The organism is Stenotrophomonas sp. MH181796 (assembly GCF_009659995.1).
In the GTDB taxonomy this organism is placed as follows: Bacteria; Pseudomonadota; Gammaproteobacteria; order Xanthomonadales; family Xanthomonadaceae; genus Stenotrophomonas; species Stenotrophomonas riyadhensis.
The window spans coordinates 366,044-378,622 of record NZ_RAHU01000002.1; the positions used below are offsets into that span (position 1 = coordinate 366,044).

General features: G+C 62.6%; 22 protein-coding genes. 20 read left to right on the plus strand and 2 right to left on the minus strand.

Going from position 1 to position 12,579, the window contains the following annotated elements; translation table 11 throughout:
• Nucleotides 1-14: 14 nt before the first annotated feature.
• Nucleotides 15-215, minus strand: a complete 201-nt coding sequence (locus D5301_RS05530) for a helix-turn-helix transcriptional regulator (RefSeq protein ID WP_111097938.1) — start codon at nt 213-215, stop codon at nt 15-17.
• A 92-nt stretch (nt 216-307) separates the two neighbouring features.
• Between D5301_RS05530 and D5301_RS05535 the strand changes: the two genes are divergently transcribed.
• The 13 genes from D5301_RS05535 to D5301_RS05595 all read left to right on the plus strand — a co-directional run bounded on the left by D5301_RS05535 (nt 308) and on the right by D5301_RS05595 (nt 7,042).
• Nucleotides 308-982: a helix-turn-helix transcriptional regulator gene (locus D5301_RS05535; protein WP_153855240.1), complete on the plus strand. Its 675-nt coding sequence runs from the start codon at nt 308-310 to the stop codon at nt 980-982.
• The gene (locus tag D5301_RS05540) at nt 979-1,383 is read left to right on the plus strand and encodes a hypothetical protein (protein ID WP_153855089.1); all 405 of its coding nucleotides are present in this window, start codon (nt 979-981) and stop codon (nt 1,381-1,383) included. The genes D5301_RS05535 and D5301_RS05540 overlap by 4 nt, the downstream gene beginning before the upstream one ends.
• A 136-nt stretch (nt 1,384-1,519) precedes the next feature.
• Nucleotides 1,520-1,885, plus strand: coding sequence for a hypothetical protein (locus D5301_RS05545; protein ID WP_153855090.1), 366 nt, complete (start codon nt 1,520-1,522; stop codon nt 1,883-1,885).
• Nucleotides 1,882-2,085, plus strand: coding sequence for a hypothetical protein (locus tag D5301_RS05550; protein WP_153855091.1), 204 nt, complete (start codon nt 1,882-1,884; stop codon nt 2,083-2,085). The genes D5301_RS05545 and D5301_RS05550 overlap by 4 nt, the downstream gene beginning before the upstream one ends.
• Nucleotides 2,082-2,291: a hypothetical protein gene (locus tag D5301_RS05555; RefSeq protein WP_153855092.1), complete on the plus strand. Its 210-nt coding sequence runs from the start codon at nt 2,082-2,084 to the stop codon at nt 2,289-2,291. Before D5301_RS05550 ends, D5301_RS05555 begins: the two co-directional genes overlap by 4 nt.
• Nucleotides 2,288-2,428, plus strand: coding sequence for a hypothetical protein (locus D5301_RS05560; protein WP_153855093.1), 141 nt, complete (start codon nt 2,288-2,290; stop codon nt 2,426-2,428). The genes D5301_RS05555 and D5301_RS05560 overlap by 4 nt, the downstream gene beginning before the upstream one ends.
• The gene (locus D5301_RS05565; protein ID WP_153855094.1) at nt 2,425-2,682 is read left to right on the plus strand and encodes a hypothetical protein; all 258 of its coding nucleotides are present in this window, start codon (nt 2,425-2,427) and stop codon (nt 2,680-2,682) included. Before D5301_RS05560 ends, D5301_RS05565 begins: the two co-directional genes overlap by 4 nt.
• Before the next feature lie 39 nt (nt 2,683-2,721).
• Nucleotides 2,722-3,243: a hypothetical protein gene (locus D5301_RS05570; RefSeq protein ID WP_153855095.1), complete on the plus strand. Its 522-nt coding sequence runs from the start codon at nt 2,722-2,724 to the stop codon at nt 3,241-3,243.
• 84 nt (nt 3,244-3,327) lie between these two features.
• Complete coding sequence (locus D5301_RS05575; RefSeq protein ID WP_153855096.1) at nt 3,328-3,621, plus strand: KTSC domain-containing protein; 294 nt, start codon at nt 3,328-3,330, stop codon at nt 3,619-3,621.
• A gap of 104 nt (nt 3,622-3,725) precedes the next feature.
• A complete protein-coding gene (locus tag D5301_RS05580; RefSeq protein ID WP_153855097.1) occupies nt 3,726-4,571 on the plus strand; it encodes a hypothetical protein in 846 nt (281 codons plus the stop codon).
• A gap of 2 nt (nt 4,572-4,573) precedes the next feature.
• The gene (locus D5301_RS05585; protein WP_153855098.1) at nt 4,574-6,340 is read left to right on the plus strand and encodes a YqaJ viral recombinase family protein; all 1,767 of its coding nucleotides are present in this window, start codon (nt 4,574-4,576) and stop codon (nt 6,338-6,340) included.
• Between the two features lie 226 nt (nt 6,341-6,566).
• The gene (locus tag D5301_RS05590) at nt 6,567-6,788 is read left to right on the plus strand and encodes a hypothetical protein (protein WP_153855099.1); all 222 of its coding nucleotides are present in this window, start codon (nt 6,567-6,569) and stop codon (nt 6,786-6,788) included.
• Complete coding sequence (locus tag D5301_RS05595) at nt 6,785-7,042, plus strand: hypothetical protein (RefSeq protein ID WP_153855100.1); 258 nt, start codon at nt 6,785-6,787, stop codon at nt 7,040-7,042. Before D5301_RS05590 ends, D5301_RS05595 begins: the two co-directional genes overlap by 4 nt.
• Nucleotides 7,043-7,062: 20 nt before the next feature.
• Here the strand turns inward: D5301_RS05595 and D5301_RS05600 are convergent, their stop codons facing one another.
• Nucleotides 7,063-7,806, minus strand: a complete 744-nt coding sequence (locus D5301_RS05600; protein ID WP_153855101.1) for a hypothetical protein — start codon at nt 7,804-7,806, stop codon at nt 7,063-7,065.
• 38 nt (nt 7,807-7,844) lie between these two features.
• On the opposite strand from D5301_RS05600, the gene D5301_RS05605 reads away from it, so the two are divergent.
• From D5301_RS05605 to D5301_RS05635, 7 genes are all read left to right on the plus strand, one after another.
• Nucleotides 7,845-7,985 carry a hypothetical protein gene (locus D5301_RS05605; RefSeq protein WP_153855102.1) on the plus strand — a complete coding sequence of 47 codons (141 nt, stop codon included), beginning with the start codon at nt 7,845-7,847 and terminating at the stop codon, nt 7,983-7,985.
• Nucleotides 7,982-8,971 (plus strand): hypothetical protein, encoded by a 990-nt coding sequence (locus D5301_RS05610; protein ID WP_153855103.1) that lies wholly within the window; start codon nt 7,982-7,984, stop codon nt 8,969-8,971. Before D5301_RS05605 ends, D5301_RS05610 begins: the two co-directional genes overlap by 4 nt.
• Nucleotides 8,964-9,452 carry a hypothetical protein gene (locus tag D5301_RS05615; protein ID WP_153855104.1) on the plus strand — a complete coding sequence of 163 codons (489 nt, stop codon included), beginning with the start codon at nt 8,964-8,966 and terminating at the stop codon, nt 9,450-9,452. Before D5301_RS05610 ends, D5301_RS05615 begins: the two co-directional genes overlap by 8 nt.
• Nucleotides 9,449-9,772, plus strand: a complete 324-nt coding sequence (locus D5301_RS05620) for a hypothetical protein (protein ID WP_153855105.1) — start codon at nt 9,449-9,451, stop codon at nt 9,770-9,772. Before D5301_RS05615 ends, D5301_RS05620 begins: the two co-directional genes overlap by 4 nt.
• A 55-nt stretch (nt 9,773-9,827) precedes the next feature.
• Nucleotides 9,828-10,046: an AlpA family transcriptional regulator gene (locus D5301_RS05625; protein WP_065183319.1), complete on the plus strand. Its 219-nt coding sequence runs from the start codon at nt 9,828-9,830 to the stop codon at nt 10,044-10,046.
• 403 nt (nt 10,047-10,449) lie between these two features.
• Nucleotides 10,450-10,929 (plus strand): hypothetical protein, encoded by a 480-nt coding sequence (locus D5301_RS24165; RefSeq protein WP_228756327.1) that lies wholly within the window; start codon nt 10,450-10,452, stop codon nt 10,927-10,929.
• A 62-nt stretch (nt 10,930-10,991) separates the two neighbouring features.
• Nucleotides 10,992-11,402, plus strand: a complete 411-nt coding sequence (locus D5301_RS05635) for a hypothetical protein (RefSeq protein ID WP_153855106.1) — start codon at nt 10,992-10,994, stop codon at nt 11,400-11,402.
• Nucleotides 11,403-12,579: the final 1,177 nt, after the last annotated feature.

Below are 12,579 nucleotides of genomic sequence, written 5' to 3' on the forward strand. Positions count from 1 at the left end.
GATCGATCACCATGTCAGGCGGCCTCGGGCGGCCGAGCGCCAGTGCTGTACAGGTGGTGCAGGTTCACCGCAGCCATCCCGCCCGGCTCTCTGGTCCGGCCCTGCTTCAGATCACTGACGGTCTGCGGCGACTTGCCGATGGCCCGACCGATCTCGGTCAGGGACCAGCCGCGCTGTTCGAGTGCCTTGATTCGGTCTGCCCAGGTGATTTCCATGTGCGCGTTCCTATGGGATGCGTCGATTCTATGGAATGCCATAGATCCATGTCAATGGCATCCCATAATGGCTTTCCGTAATGCTCACCTCCATGAACACCGTAGGTGACCGAATCAAGGAAGCACGGAAGGTTCGGGGCATGTCTCGCCCCCAGCTGGCCGAGGCTGCGCGCGTGAAGTACCCCACCCTCGCCGGTATTGAGAACAACGACCAGGCAGGGACGACGCAGCTACCGCAGATAGCGGAGGCGCTTGGGGTATCCCCGAAATGGTTGCAAACCGGCCGGGGACCCATGGAAGGAAATGCAGCGAGCAACGACGACAGCGATTGGGCCGATATCAGTGGCTACGCGCAGGCCATCGGCTTGGGCGGTGGTCCCGAAGCCCAGGAATACGCCGAAACCCACAAGCTGAAGTTCAGGGCCGAATCGCTGGCCCGAAAGCGCCTACGCCCAAATGCCCTCGCAGTCATGTACGGCAAGGGCGACAGCATGGAGCCGCGCATTCGCAGCGGCGACGCAATCCTGTTCGACACGAGCGATACCACGCCTCGCGACGGACAGATGTATGTGGTCATGGTCGACGGTGGTGGCGCGGCGAAGGAATACCACGTAAAGCGCTGCGAGATGATCGACGACCTTGTGTTCTTCAAGGCCGACAACCCACGTGGCGACCACAACTGGCGGAAACCAAAACGACTGGATAGTCCGCGCCACCCTATCCAGATTATCGGCCGTGTTCGATGGATTGGGAGCTGGGAAGGATGAAACGACTGATAGGCGGGGTGCTCATCTTTGCGCTGTCACTGCAGTATGCGCATGCGCTTGATGTTGAGGGCTACAAAGTCTTCAAAGATGCGGTGAAGCATGGAAAGGAGCCTTTCGCATCCCATGCAGGCAGTGCCCTGAACGGGTACTTTCAGGCCATGGCGGAAGTGCTGACACTGCAACGATCCGGAGATAGCAACTATCCCATCCCAGTTGCCTCCGGGGTTTTCATCTGCATGCCGAAATCGGTGCCGGTCACGACAGCATTGATTGAGGCTGCGGCAAACCAAGAAATCAACGAGAACGCCTCAACCTACAACAAGGACAAGGGTTGGGTGGAGGTAGGTGTCTCGACGTATGCCTTGTTGGGGATGGCCAGAATGTTCCCCTGCAGCTCCTGAAGATCAGCAATTCCAATGGCGGCCACTGAGTCGCCATAATTTTTGCCGCAGGTCTATGGCATCCCATTGACAATATACTATGGGATGCCATAGATTGAACCCGTCGGCCCATCTGGGCCATATGACGGGGTTCACCATGGCACTGCAGCCATACAGCGACCGGGCACGTAGCGCCCAGCGCAGCCTAGACAACCAGGAAGACGCGCGTTTCGAGGCCGAGTATGCCGAAGAGCGTGTTGCCGAGCTGGCCGTCAGCTACCGCAGCAATCCGGACCTGTGCCGCGAGGCGGCCAGCTGGTCTGCCGGCACGCTCGGCGGCCGGTACTACACCGACCTGCAGCTGGTCCTGCACCGCCTCCACCACACCCACCCCGCCGACCTCATGGGCACGGAGCTGCTGACCCAGCTCTACCGGCTTGCCCGTGTCGAGGGTGAAGCGCTGGACGCGCAACTCGTGCAGCTGGCCCGTGTCGCCGTGGCCGACAGGCAGGTGGCTGCATGAGCGCCGACTACAACCCCTTCCTCTATCTGTTCGGCGGCCTGTTCGCTTCAAAGCCCGAGCCGATGACGAACGCCGGCCGCTACCTGCAGCAACTCGACACCGGTGATGCCCGGTTCTCCCGCCAAGGCGAAGAGGTCAGCGACGAATTGCTGGCCGGCCTGCGCCGTATTCAGATCACGACCGCAAAGGAGTCGCCATGAACACCAACGTTCGCCAGATCCGCGAGTTCCAGGCCGTGCGCGATGCGATCGCTTGCACCGGCCTGAACCCGGCGCCTCTGTTCCAGCGCCTCAATGCCGAGCAGCGCCGGGGCTATCGCGGCCTGTCGGTGGTCGACAACGCGCTGCGCCTGCGCCGCCAGTTCCGCGCCGAGTTCAACAACCAGCCCGGTCCGGAGGCCGCATGAGCTTCGAACAGACCATCCGGAAGGAGACGGTGCGTATGTCGCTGGAGTTCATGGCCTATGGCGCGCTGGTCGGCTTCATCGTCGGCGCGGCAGCCGTGCTGATCTTCCAGGACCTGTTGCAGGCGGTGATGTCGTGAGCCGGCGACTGACCTACATCCTCGCGCCGCTGGCCATGTGGGCGCTGATCTGCGGCTTTGCAGTGGCTGGTGTCCTACTCGCGGTCGTGCACGGCAACTACCTGTCGCTGCTGATGGCGCGCGCCGTGTTGGCCGGTGCCGCCTACCAGACCGCCCTGGAGTGGTTCCGTGCCGAAAAGGCACTGGCCGAGCGCCGCAGCACCATCCAGTCGCTGACCTCCGCCATGCCGGTAGCGGCGGACGACCTGCAGTAGCCCACTGCCGGCCCGGCCGGCTCAACCGACGAGGTCCCAATGTTCAAGATCGAAAAGAAGGTCGCCACGATCACCAACCTCAACGTGCGTATCGAGAAGCACGGCGAGGAGCGGAATCTGGCGGTCGACATCAGCTTCTCCGTCAGCACCAGCAACCAGGTGCTGGACTACTTCGACAAGGACCTGCGCAAGTCGCTGTTCCGCAAGGCCGCGAAGGGCGAGCAGCAGTCCCTGCCGACCATCGGTGAGCCGCTGACCGAGATCAAGCATCCCGGCCTGGAGCCCATCAAGCTCAGCCACGAATACAAGGGCTACGAGCTGCAGCTGGACGGTGAGCTCGATAGCACCCAGCCGATCTTCCTCACCGACATGAAGGTGAAGAAGTTCGGCGTGGCGGCGAAGGAAGGCGGCAGCGTAGACCTGACCTTCAAGGCCTCCGGCAACGTGACGCCCGACGAAGTGGCCGAGCTGACCGAAGCGCTGATCCGCCAGTCGGTGGTGCTGACCCTGCAGCAGGGCCAGGCCAACGAAGCCACGCAGCAGGAAGACATCGCTGCCTGATCCCCTGCCCTGCGCTTCCCCCTGCAGCGCAGGGCTGACAGCCCGGAACAGACGGGCACCTCTCTAACCGCCCTGGAGCACAACATGACCAGCACCACCACGGCCACCGGCCGCATCCAGCTGTTCGACGTCGACAGCTCGCAGATCCACAGCATCGGCCACGACGCCGCCACCAACACCCTCGCCATCTGCTTCAAGCGCGGCAGCGGCGATGCGCGCGGCCCGGGCTCGGTCTACCACTACGCCAACTTCAGCGCCGAGGAGTTCCAGGCGTTCAAGGACGCCGAGTCCATCGGCAAGCACTTCGGCGCGTACATCAAACCGTTCCCGGAGAAGTACCCGTACCACAAGGTCGCCGAGCAGCAGCAGGCGGCCTGACCGAACCCAGACGGCGGAGCTGCTGCGGCAGCGGGCCGCGCCGGAGACGTAACCGGCTCCCCTGTTCCCGTATCGCCGGCGCCGCCGGCTGGAGATCCAACGCGATGAATGCCCAAGTTCAGCAGGACGGCGCCCTCGTTGTGCAGCCGCGCCAGCAATTCGACCTCAGCCCGCAGACTTTCGAGCAGGCCCTGACCTTCGCCGACATCCTCGCCGACAGCGACCTGGTCCCGAAGGACTTCAAGGGCAAGCCCGGCAACTGCCTCATCGCAATGCAGTGGGGGGCCGAGCTTGGCCTGAAGCCACTCCAGGCGCTACAGAACATCGCCATCATCAACGGCCGCCCCGCACTGTGGGGTGACGCGGTCATCGCCCTGGTGCGCAGCTCCCCGCTGTGCGAGTACATCACCGAGGCGGACGACGGCGGCACCGCCGTGTGCCGTGTGAAGCGTCGGGGAGAGTCCGAGGAGGTGCGCACCTTCAACATGGACGACGCCAAGGTGGCCGGGCTGCTGGGCAAGACCGGTCCCTGGACGCAGTACCCGAAGCGCATGCGCCAGATGCGCGCCCGGGCGTTCGCCCTGCGCGACGTGTTCCCGGACGTCCTGCGCGGTATGCCCATCGCCGAGGAAGTCATGGACATCCCGCAGGCAGGTGCTGCCAGCGGCGAGCCGGCACGCGCCGCAATCGAGAGCCAGGCTGACAAGCAGCTGCCGCTCTACTCCGAAGCCGACTTCGCGGCCAACCTGCCGAAATGGTGGGACATCATCGCCAGCGGCAAGAAGTCCGCCGAGGACCTGATCGCCATGCTGCAGACGAAGGCTCGCTTCACCGCTGACCAGCTGCAGGAGATCCGCAATCCTCCCAAGGATGAGGCGGATGCCAACCAAGCACCGACCGACGCTGCCTCCGCCGCCGACGACGCGACCCAGACAGCGGTGGAGGGCTGAGCATGCGCACCGTGAACCTGATCCAGGGCACCCCGGAATGGCATGCGCACCGCGCGCAGCACCTAAACGCCAGCGACGCGCCGGCGATGCTCGGTGCCTCCACGAACCACTCCCGCACCGATCTGATCCGGGAGCTGGCTGCAGGCGTGCCGCGCGAGTTCAGCGACTTCGTGCAGGAGCGCGTTATCGACCCGGGCCATGAGTTCGAGGCCCAGGCCCGAGCCATTGCCGAGCAGCTGGTGGGCGAGGATCTCTACCCCGTTACCGGCGTGGTCGGGAAGTACTCGGCCAGTTTCGACGGTCTGACGCTGCTGGAGGACATCGCCTGGGAGCACAAGCGCCTGAACCAGACACTGCGCGATGCCATGTTCGATGGTTGCACCGGTACCGACCTGCCGCTGATGTACCAGATCCAGATGGAGCACCAGGCGATGGTCTCCCAAAGCGAGCGCGTGTTCTTCATGGCTTCCGAGTGGCGCCAGACCTCCGGCGGTTGGGAACTGGTCGAGCAGCGGCACTGCTGGTACGTGCCCAACCCGGAACTGCGCGCGCGCATCGTCGCCGGCTGGGCCCAGCTGGAGGCGGACGTCGCAGCATTTGAGCCGGGGCCGGCCAGCGAGCCTGCGCCTGTGGGCCGCGCGCCGGAGACCCTGCCAGCGCTGAGCATCCAGGTCACGGGCATGGTCACCGCGTCCAACCTGGCCGAGTTCAAGGAAAACGCGCTGGCGGTGCTGGGTTCGATCAACCGGGAACTGCAGTCCGATGAGGACTTCGCCAATGCGGAGAAGACTGTCAGCTGGTGCAAGGGCGTCGAGGAACGGCTCGAGGCGACGAAGCAGCAGGTTCTCGGCCAGACGGCAGACATCGATGCGGTGTTCCGCACGATGGACGACGTGGCGGCCGAGACGCGCAAGATCCGCCTGGAGCTGGACAAGCTGGTTGCGAAGCGGAAGGAGGAACGCCGCACCGAGATCGGCAACACGGCTCGCCGCGCTGTGATCGAGCACATCCACGGCATCAACGAGACGCTGGGCGCCCACGCGGTGCCGATGCCGGCGACGCTGGTGGCTGACATTGCTGCCGCCATCAAGGGCAAGCGCTCGTTCTCGAGTATGCAAGATGCCGTCGATGCGGTGGCCACCAACGCCAAGATCACTGCCAGCCAGGCGGCCGACCGCATCCGCGCCAACATCGCCATTCTCGCCGAGCACCCGGACTACGCCACCCTGTTCGCTGACCGCGTCCAGCTGTGCGCGAGCAAGGCGCCGGACGATCTGCGCAACCTAGTGGCGGCCCGCATCTCTGAGCACAAGCTGGCCGAACAGAAGCGGCTGGACGACGAGCGCGAGAAGATCCGCAAGGAAGAGGAGGCCCGCACGCAGAAGAAGGCAGCCGACGATGCGGCAGCTGCAGCAGCGGAGCAGGCCTCCAAGGCAGCGCAGGCGGCAGCGCCCCAGCAGCAGGCCGAGCCGGTGGCAGCCGCACTGGCAGCAACTGCAGCGCCGGTGCGTACCGCCCCGACGGCAGTGGCCAGCGCCCCGGCACCCGCCGCCGCGCCGCGCGAGGTCGTCAAGATCAAGCTGGGCGACATCAACGCGCGCATCACCCCGTTGTCGATCAGCGCCGAAGGTCTGGCTCTGCTGGGGTTCAAGCCGATCAACGCCACCGGCGCGGCGAAGCTGTACGACCAGGCGCAGTTCCCGGACATGTGCCGGGCCATGATCCACGGGCTGCAGCACGCAGCCAACCAGTACCCGCTGGCCGCGTGATGGAACGCCGGACCTGCAGCAAGTGCAGCCGCTCCCTGCCGCTGGATTCGTTCCAGCGCGCAGGGGATCAGGGCCGCCGCCCGGACTGTGTCCAGTGCCTCAACGACCAGCGCCGTCTGCGCGCGCCGCTGCCGCCTGTGCAGCTAGACCTGCAGCAAGTCCGGCCCAACAACACCTTCAACCTGTGGCACGGGCCGGTGCGCCGCGTGCCGCTGAGGAATGCAGCATGACCAGCATCCACGTGAAGCCCGCTTTCAGTGGCGAGACCGACCGCGAGAAGGACCAGGCCCGGCAGAAGCTGGAGGCAGACATGGCGCGCTTCGAAGCCGCCGGCGGGAAGGTCCAGGTCCTGGGCACCACCGGCATCGACAAGAGCACGATCAGCCGCCGGCAGGTGGTCGAGGGTGGCCACGGCCGCCGCGCCGGGAAGAAGGGAGCGAAGGCATGAGCCGCCACATCGCCCGCCGCGCGCCCAAGGAAACCGTAGGATTCGCCTGGGGCCGGTTCCCGACCACGGACGGCAGCGCCGTCACCTGGCGCCTGTACCGCCGCGACCACCGCCGTGCGCTGCACATGCACGCAGAGACCTTCTTCGCCCATGAGGACCGGGCGGTGATCGCCGGGCATCTGCGCCGCGCGCGACGCCATCTGCGCGACAAAGTGGACGACATCGACCTTGTGGCAATGGGGATGGTGGCATGAACGAGTGCTCAATCACCTACCTATGCACTGCTACTACCCTCCCGCCTCTGACGGCGTCGCTCCGCACCTGCTTCATTCATCGCCCTGATCTCATCGAACGTGAAGGACTTCAGCCCCGGGAGGTCAGCGAAGTACTGCGCAAGCTCGTTCTTCGTCTCGCCGAAGAGTTCCAGACGCTCCTCAATATCTGCCAAAAGCCTGTTGCGAACTCGGAGCATGTCAATGCCGGGAGATTGCTCCAGACCTTCGGAGAACAGCGGAATGCTCGACCAGTTGGTCATGTTGTTGACGATGGAGATGGCAAGCATGTCCGGAAAAACATCAAGCTGATCAAGAAACCGCTCGTGCATCCTAAACACGTCGGGCGCCAGCGGTCTCGCATAGATTTTTTCGAACTGGGAGATGTCCTTCGCGGTAGCACCCTCCAGCAGTTTGCTCAGCGTGGTCAGATGCCTCGCTGCCTCAGTCAGTTCACGATCAAAGATCTTCGCGAGGCGCCTGGCCCGCGACTTTCGAGCCTGGGCAATTCGCTCAGCTTCGGTCTCTTCGCGCCTCAGAGCTGCGTCCAGATCATCCTTGCGGATTCTATCGGCCCGGGTTCGCTCGTTGTTTCGATGCTTGTTCTCTACCCAGATTGCACCCATGGCCACGACTACTGCGGAAGCTGTCGCCACTGCGGAGACAACGTCCCAGTCGATAACGCAGGTCGGCGCACGAGGATCGCAAGAGAGCGCACCCGCCACCAACCGCCAGAAATATTCCACCACGCTGCACCCCCGTCCCTGTTGGAGCCGATTCTGCCATGACCTACATCCATCCGAACGACCGGGTCTACGCGCTGGAGCGCGCTCTGGCCGCCGCTGTCGCCCAGGGCGAGGACCGCAAGGTGCTGGACGACCTGCGCGAGATCCTCGCCGAGGCCCGCCGCGAGGCCCGGGGGTGAGCTGCCTGGTACTGGTGCCGGCGCCGGAGGTGCCCGGCATCCCTGCCCGCATGCGGCAGCCGACGAAGGCCCCCTATCGGCAGTGGTTGACACAGGCCGACGAGCGCATCGAAGGGAAGGGAGGCGAATGGGTGGGTCGTTTAGTGTTCGACGAATCGGCGTGCTTCCAAGCCTGCCTGCAGAACCACTTTGAGATCGTCTCTGGCACTGGTCACGTGAGCAATTGTCGCCTCAATTCTGGTGCGGCCATCCTGATCGTTCTGAAGCCTTATGAGTGGTTCGTATGCGAGACGCAGAAGTTGAATTGTGCTCAACGCGCGCGCAAGTCTGAGACCAACCATCGGTTCAATGACGTGCAGTCGATCGAATCGGCGCTCCGTTTCATTCAAAGCCAAATCTCTCACTACCTCCATAACTTCCCGACGCTGCTGCTCATTCATTTGAAGGTAGAAATTGCTGACGACGTTGGCCTGTACCAGCCAGCTATCAACCGACGAAAAGGCATCGAGAATCTCAGAGTAGAGATAGGCCAGAATGAAGCGGCCTTCGCGCACGCGGGCCTCATTTTCAATCTGGTGAGTTGCGGCGGCCACAGCGTTAGCTTGGCGACCCAGCCAGTACACGGCAGCTGCAGAAGCGGCGGTAACCACAACCCCACACCAAGCAACCGCAATCGCGAGCAACGCGACGAGCACAGTCCAAGCAGACCAATCTACAGAGCACCTAAGGCCCATCGGCCAACATTGGTTGAATCCAAGCCACCAATCCATTGCTCTCTCCCCTTTGTACTGGCCGGCATTCTGCCACGCCGCTACTCCCCCTGGAGATTCTCCGTGGCTGACCAGCTGCTCACCGCTGCAATGGTCCACATGATCACCCTGGCCGGTTTCCTGGCCGGCATCGCCACCCTGTGGGCGATCAGCCGCGCATGCCGCGCCGCGCGCGCAGGGCTGCGCTGGTGCTGGCGGAGGTGCGCTCATGGCTGAAGCAATAGACCACCGCGAGGTCGGCCGACAGCTGGCCAGCATGTCCGGGGTCGAGCTCGACTCGATCGCTCCCCAGGATGCCCGCCTGTGGGAGGCCCGAGGTCACGCGCTGCAGGCACTCGCTGCCGGCGACATGGACGCAGCGCTGCGCACCATGGGCATGGTGTCCTCACGGATCATCGACCGTGGCGAAGCATGGGAGATCGCATCGAACGCGATAGCCGTCCGCATTGCCGCCGGCTGGACGCGCGACATGCTGGACAGCAGCACCGAGGCCGGCCGCGCGCCGTGTGGTCGCGGCTACTACCTGTTCTGCTCCGGGGCCATCGCGGTCTGCTACTTCCCGATGGTCTGCATCACCGATATGAACGGCCGCGGCTACCACTTCCATATCGCTCAGGACCTGCTCAACGAGCAAGATCCCAGCCCTTACGCCATTCGTCGTCTGACCGTGCCGCAGCAACTGGAGATGTTCCGATGATCGCCCAGGACACAAGGCACGTGCCTGACCCCGATGAGGATGAGTACGACCGCCGGCGTCTGCCCGGCGCCTACTCCCAAACGATCCATCACATCCGGGAGCTGCGCAAAGAGCGGGATGCACTGTTACTGCGTGGCCACGCCGGGGACAGATTTAGGGCCGCCCAGCTCTCATGGTTCATCAGGAATAACGAGAACTACGCCGCGCGACTTCTGGTGCGAATGGAGCAACTCGGATTGCGCGAATCCGGGGCCACCGTTGAACGCGCGTCCCCGGGCCCGCTGCCGGCGCTACCGGCCCAACTGGACCTGTTCGCATGAACACCGCCACCGAGCAGCTGCGCGCTGCGCTGGCCACGAATTGAAGGAGGACACCATGGCTACCGAGCCGCTCGTTTTCATCAAGATGCCCGAGGTCAAGCGCCGCACGGGCCTGGGCAAGACCACGATCTATGACCGGATCAGCGCCGGCACCTTTCCGGCGCCTGTGCCGCTGGGCGGCAACGCGGTAGGCTGGATTGAGGCCGAGGTGGATGCCTGGCAGGCCGCCCGGGTCGCCGAGCGGGATGGAATTGAACCCGCCAAGGCTGCATAGAATGGGGGTATTGCTGGGGGTATCGATTTCGAACACCACCACCAATCACCTGCGCCATCAACAACTTACGTACACATTGCGGTAGGGCCCACCTCCACCAACTGCTTGCAGAATCTATCGCTAAGCGGCTGATTTTGCAAGGGTTTTGGCATCGGAGTGATACACGAACTGAGCCTGTCTGCAGGTATCAAAGTAGGTATCACTCCGTGCCAAAGCCATTTTTCCTACGCAGACCGAGCGGGCTATACGTCCGTTTTTTGTGCCTACGGATCTGCAGCCTCTTGTCGGATCCCGTTATCTGGTGCGACGCCTGTCCCCTGCTTCAATCGATCTGATGCGGCTTACAGCGGCGAGCGCCGCTGTGGCACTCTCTCAGGCATTCGACCGCATGAGACGCAGTCCAATGACCGAGAAGGATCGGGACGCCCTGCTGAGAGCGTTGGCCGGAACCATTGACCGCTGGACCGGCAACATCGAGCTGCCCAACGGCACCAAACTGACTGACCTCCAGGTCAATGGCCAGGATGATGCCCAAGCACTGCTCCACACCATCAATGGCTTGTCCTCCACCCAATTTGCAACTCGCGGCGCCGCACTGCCCTCGGTCATCGAGCCAGTCCCAAACGACAGCCTCGCTACGCGAATTGACTTGTATCTGCAGGATCTGAGGAATGCGAAGACCTCTAGCGGCAACCTGCTGGACAGCGAAAATACACTGACAATCTTCAAGGAAATTGCTGGCCCAGACGTTCCAATGTCGCAGCTGAGCCAGACGCATGTGCGTGCGTTTCTTAGTGGGCTTCACGACTGGCCCAGCAACGCAAGGAAAAAGACAGCCTACAAGGACCTGTCAGCGCTTCAAATCATCGCCATGGTCAAGTGACGCGCACCGAACGGCCTGGCGACTTCCTACGCTATGCCTAGGTGCCAGCAAGGAAGACCCTAATGGCAAGCCTCGCCTACGACCTCCTGATGGCATTGATTCCCGGCACGGCCGCTGGATACTACTCGGGCTTGCTGATGGCCAAGCTCTCAAAGTTCAATGCGCTGAAATACGAGGCACTTCGAGCTATTCGATCAATCAACTACATGGGCGATGCCAGTAACACACAGATCATCAGTTCAGATAAGAGTGAAGAGCTTCACCTGATAGCATCCGAGCTCTTCCTTCTCAAGCACAAGCGCGCCGGAGTTTCTTTGATGGAAGTTAACAATGAGCTTCTAAATTCAATAGCAGCATGCAAGCACTCGGCGTATCCCGTCGATACCTTCATAAAGCAGATCAGTGACTGGCAAGCCCGAATTCGCGCCCTGAAGGTAGGGCGACGCTTCTTCCTTCCTTGGGGTCAGATCTGATGTCTCTTTGAACCAGCATTGAAAAATTCACCGGCGCCCGAAAATTCTCGGCGCGCTCCGTTTTTCTGCTGAAGAACTCCAAGTGCTCTTTTACCGACAAGGCCACCTCCGGCATCTGATTCAGGACACATCCTCCTGCTGACTCAGGACACTATGGGCCCGCTGTTTTGCCTCGGTCTTTGCTTCTAACCGCCGACCGACCGAGGCAAAGTCGCCCCCGACCCACAATAAGCGAGTCTGGGGACCTTTGCCGGGTCGGTCTACTCTTGCCTGGGCAGAGGACCATCGTCGGCGCTGTGATCACTGTCAATGCACAGCTACGGCAGGTTCACGCCTGACATGGCGCCGGGGCTGGGGTCCTGCCACCAGCATTCACTGGCGTCTCTCCCATGGGCTTTGACCCGTGATCAGGCTGTCGCCTGACGCTATCCAATCTTGCCCTTCGCATACATGGCCAACCCGAGACGGGGCACACAATCCAAGACCAGCTAGGGAACCCATGCCTTGGAACCTCCGCGACGCAGAAGCCATGCTGCCGGATGTGGACGTATTCCTCCACGGTTCAAGGCCGCCACCCGCGTCCTACGGATAGCCCCGGATTGTCACCGGGCGCGAACTAATCGGACCTCCGTGCGATAGCCATTGCTTCTAGCTGGGTTGCGAGGGGTTGCGCTCTTCCCGATGTCGGCTATGTTGTTGCTTGGGGCCGATGCCTGGGTGTGTAGAGCTGCTTTCTACCTACTCGCAGCCGTTGCTGTTAACAACGCGCTGCCGCTAAAAAACAGCATGAGGCCAACGCCAATTCTGTCAATGCCCCCGAAGAATATTCGGGGGCATTGTTTTCCAGCTCCAGAGGCATGAAACGTCAATCGCGCCTTAACTATCCGGGGGGCAGCTCTGCCAGAAAAAAGGCCCCAGTGCACAGGGGCCAACCCGATGAAAATGAAAAGAGGAAGGAATTTGCGATTAACCAGGATGAAACACGAGAATTGCCGGGACGCGCGCGTTGATTAAGACACCGCAGGCAGCTCGGAAGCTACCGCCAGCACTCTTCAGATCTTGTAAATCATTGGACCATCGTTGGCGGGTCTACAGTTACTCTGCCACAGCAAGACCCGCCACCGCCGCCGGTACCGCCACCAATCCATCCACCACCACCACCACCACCACCACCACC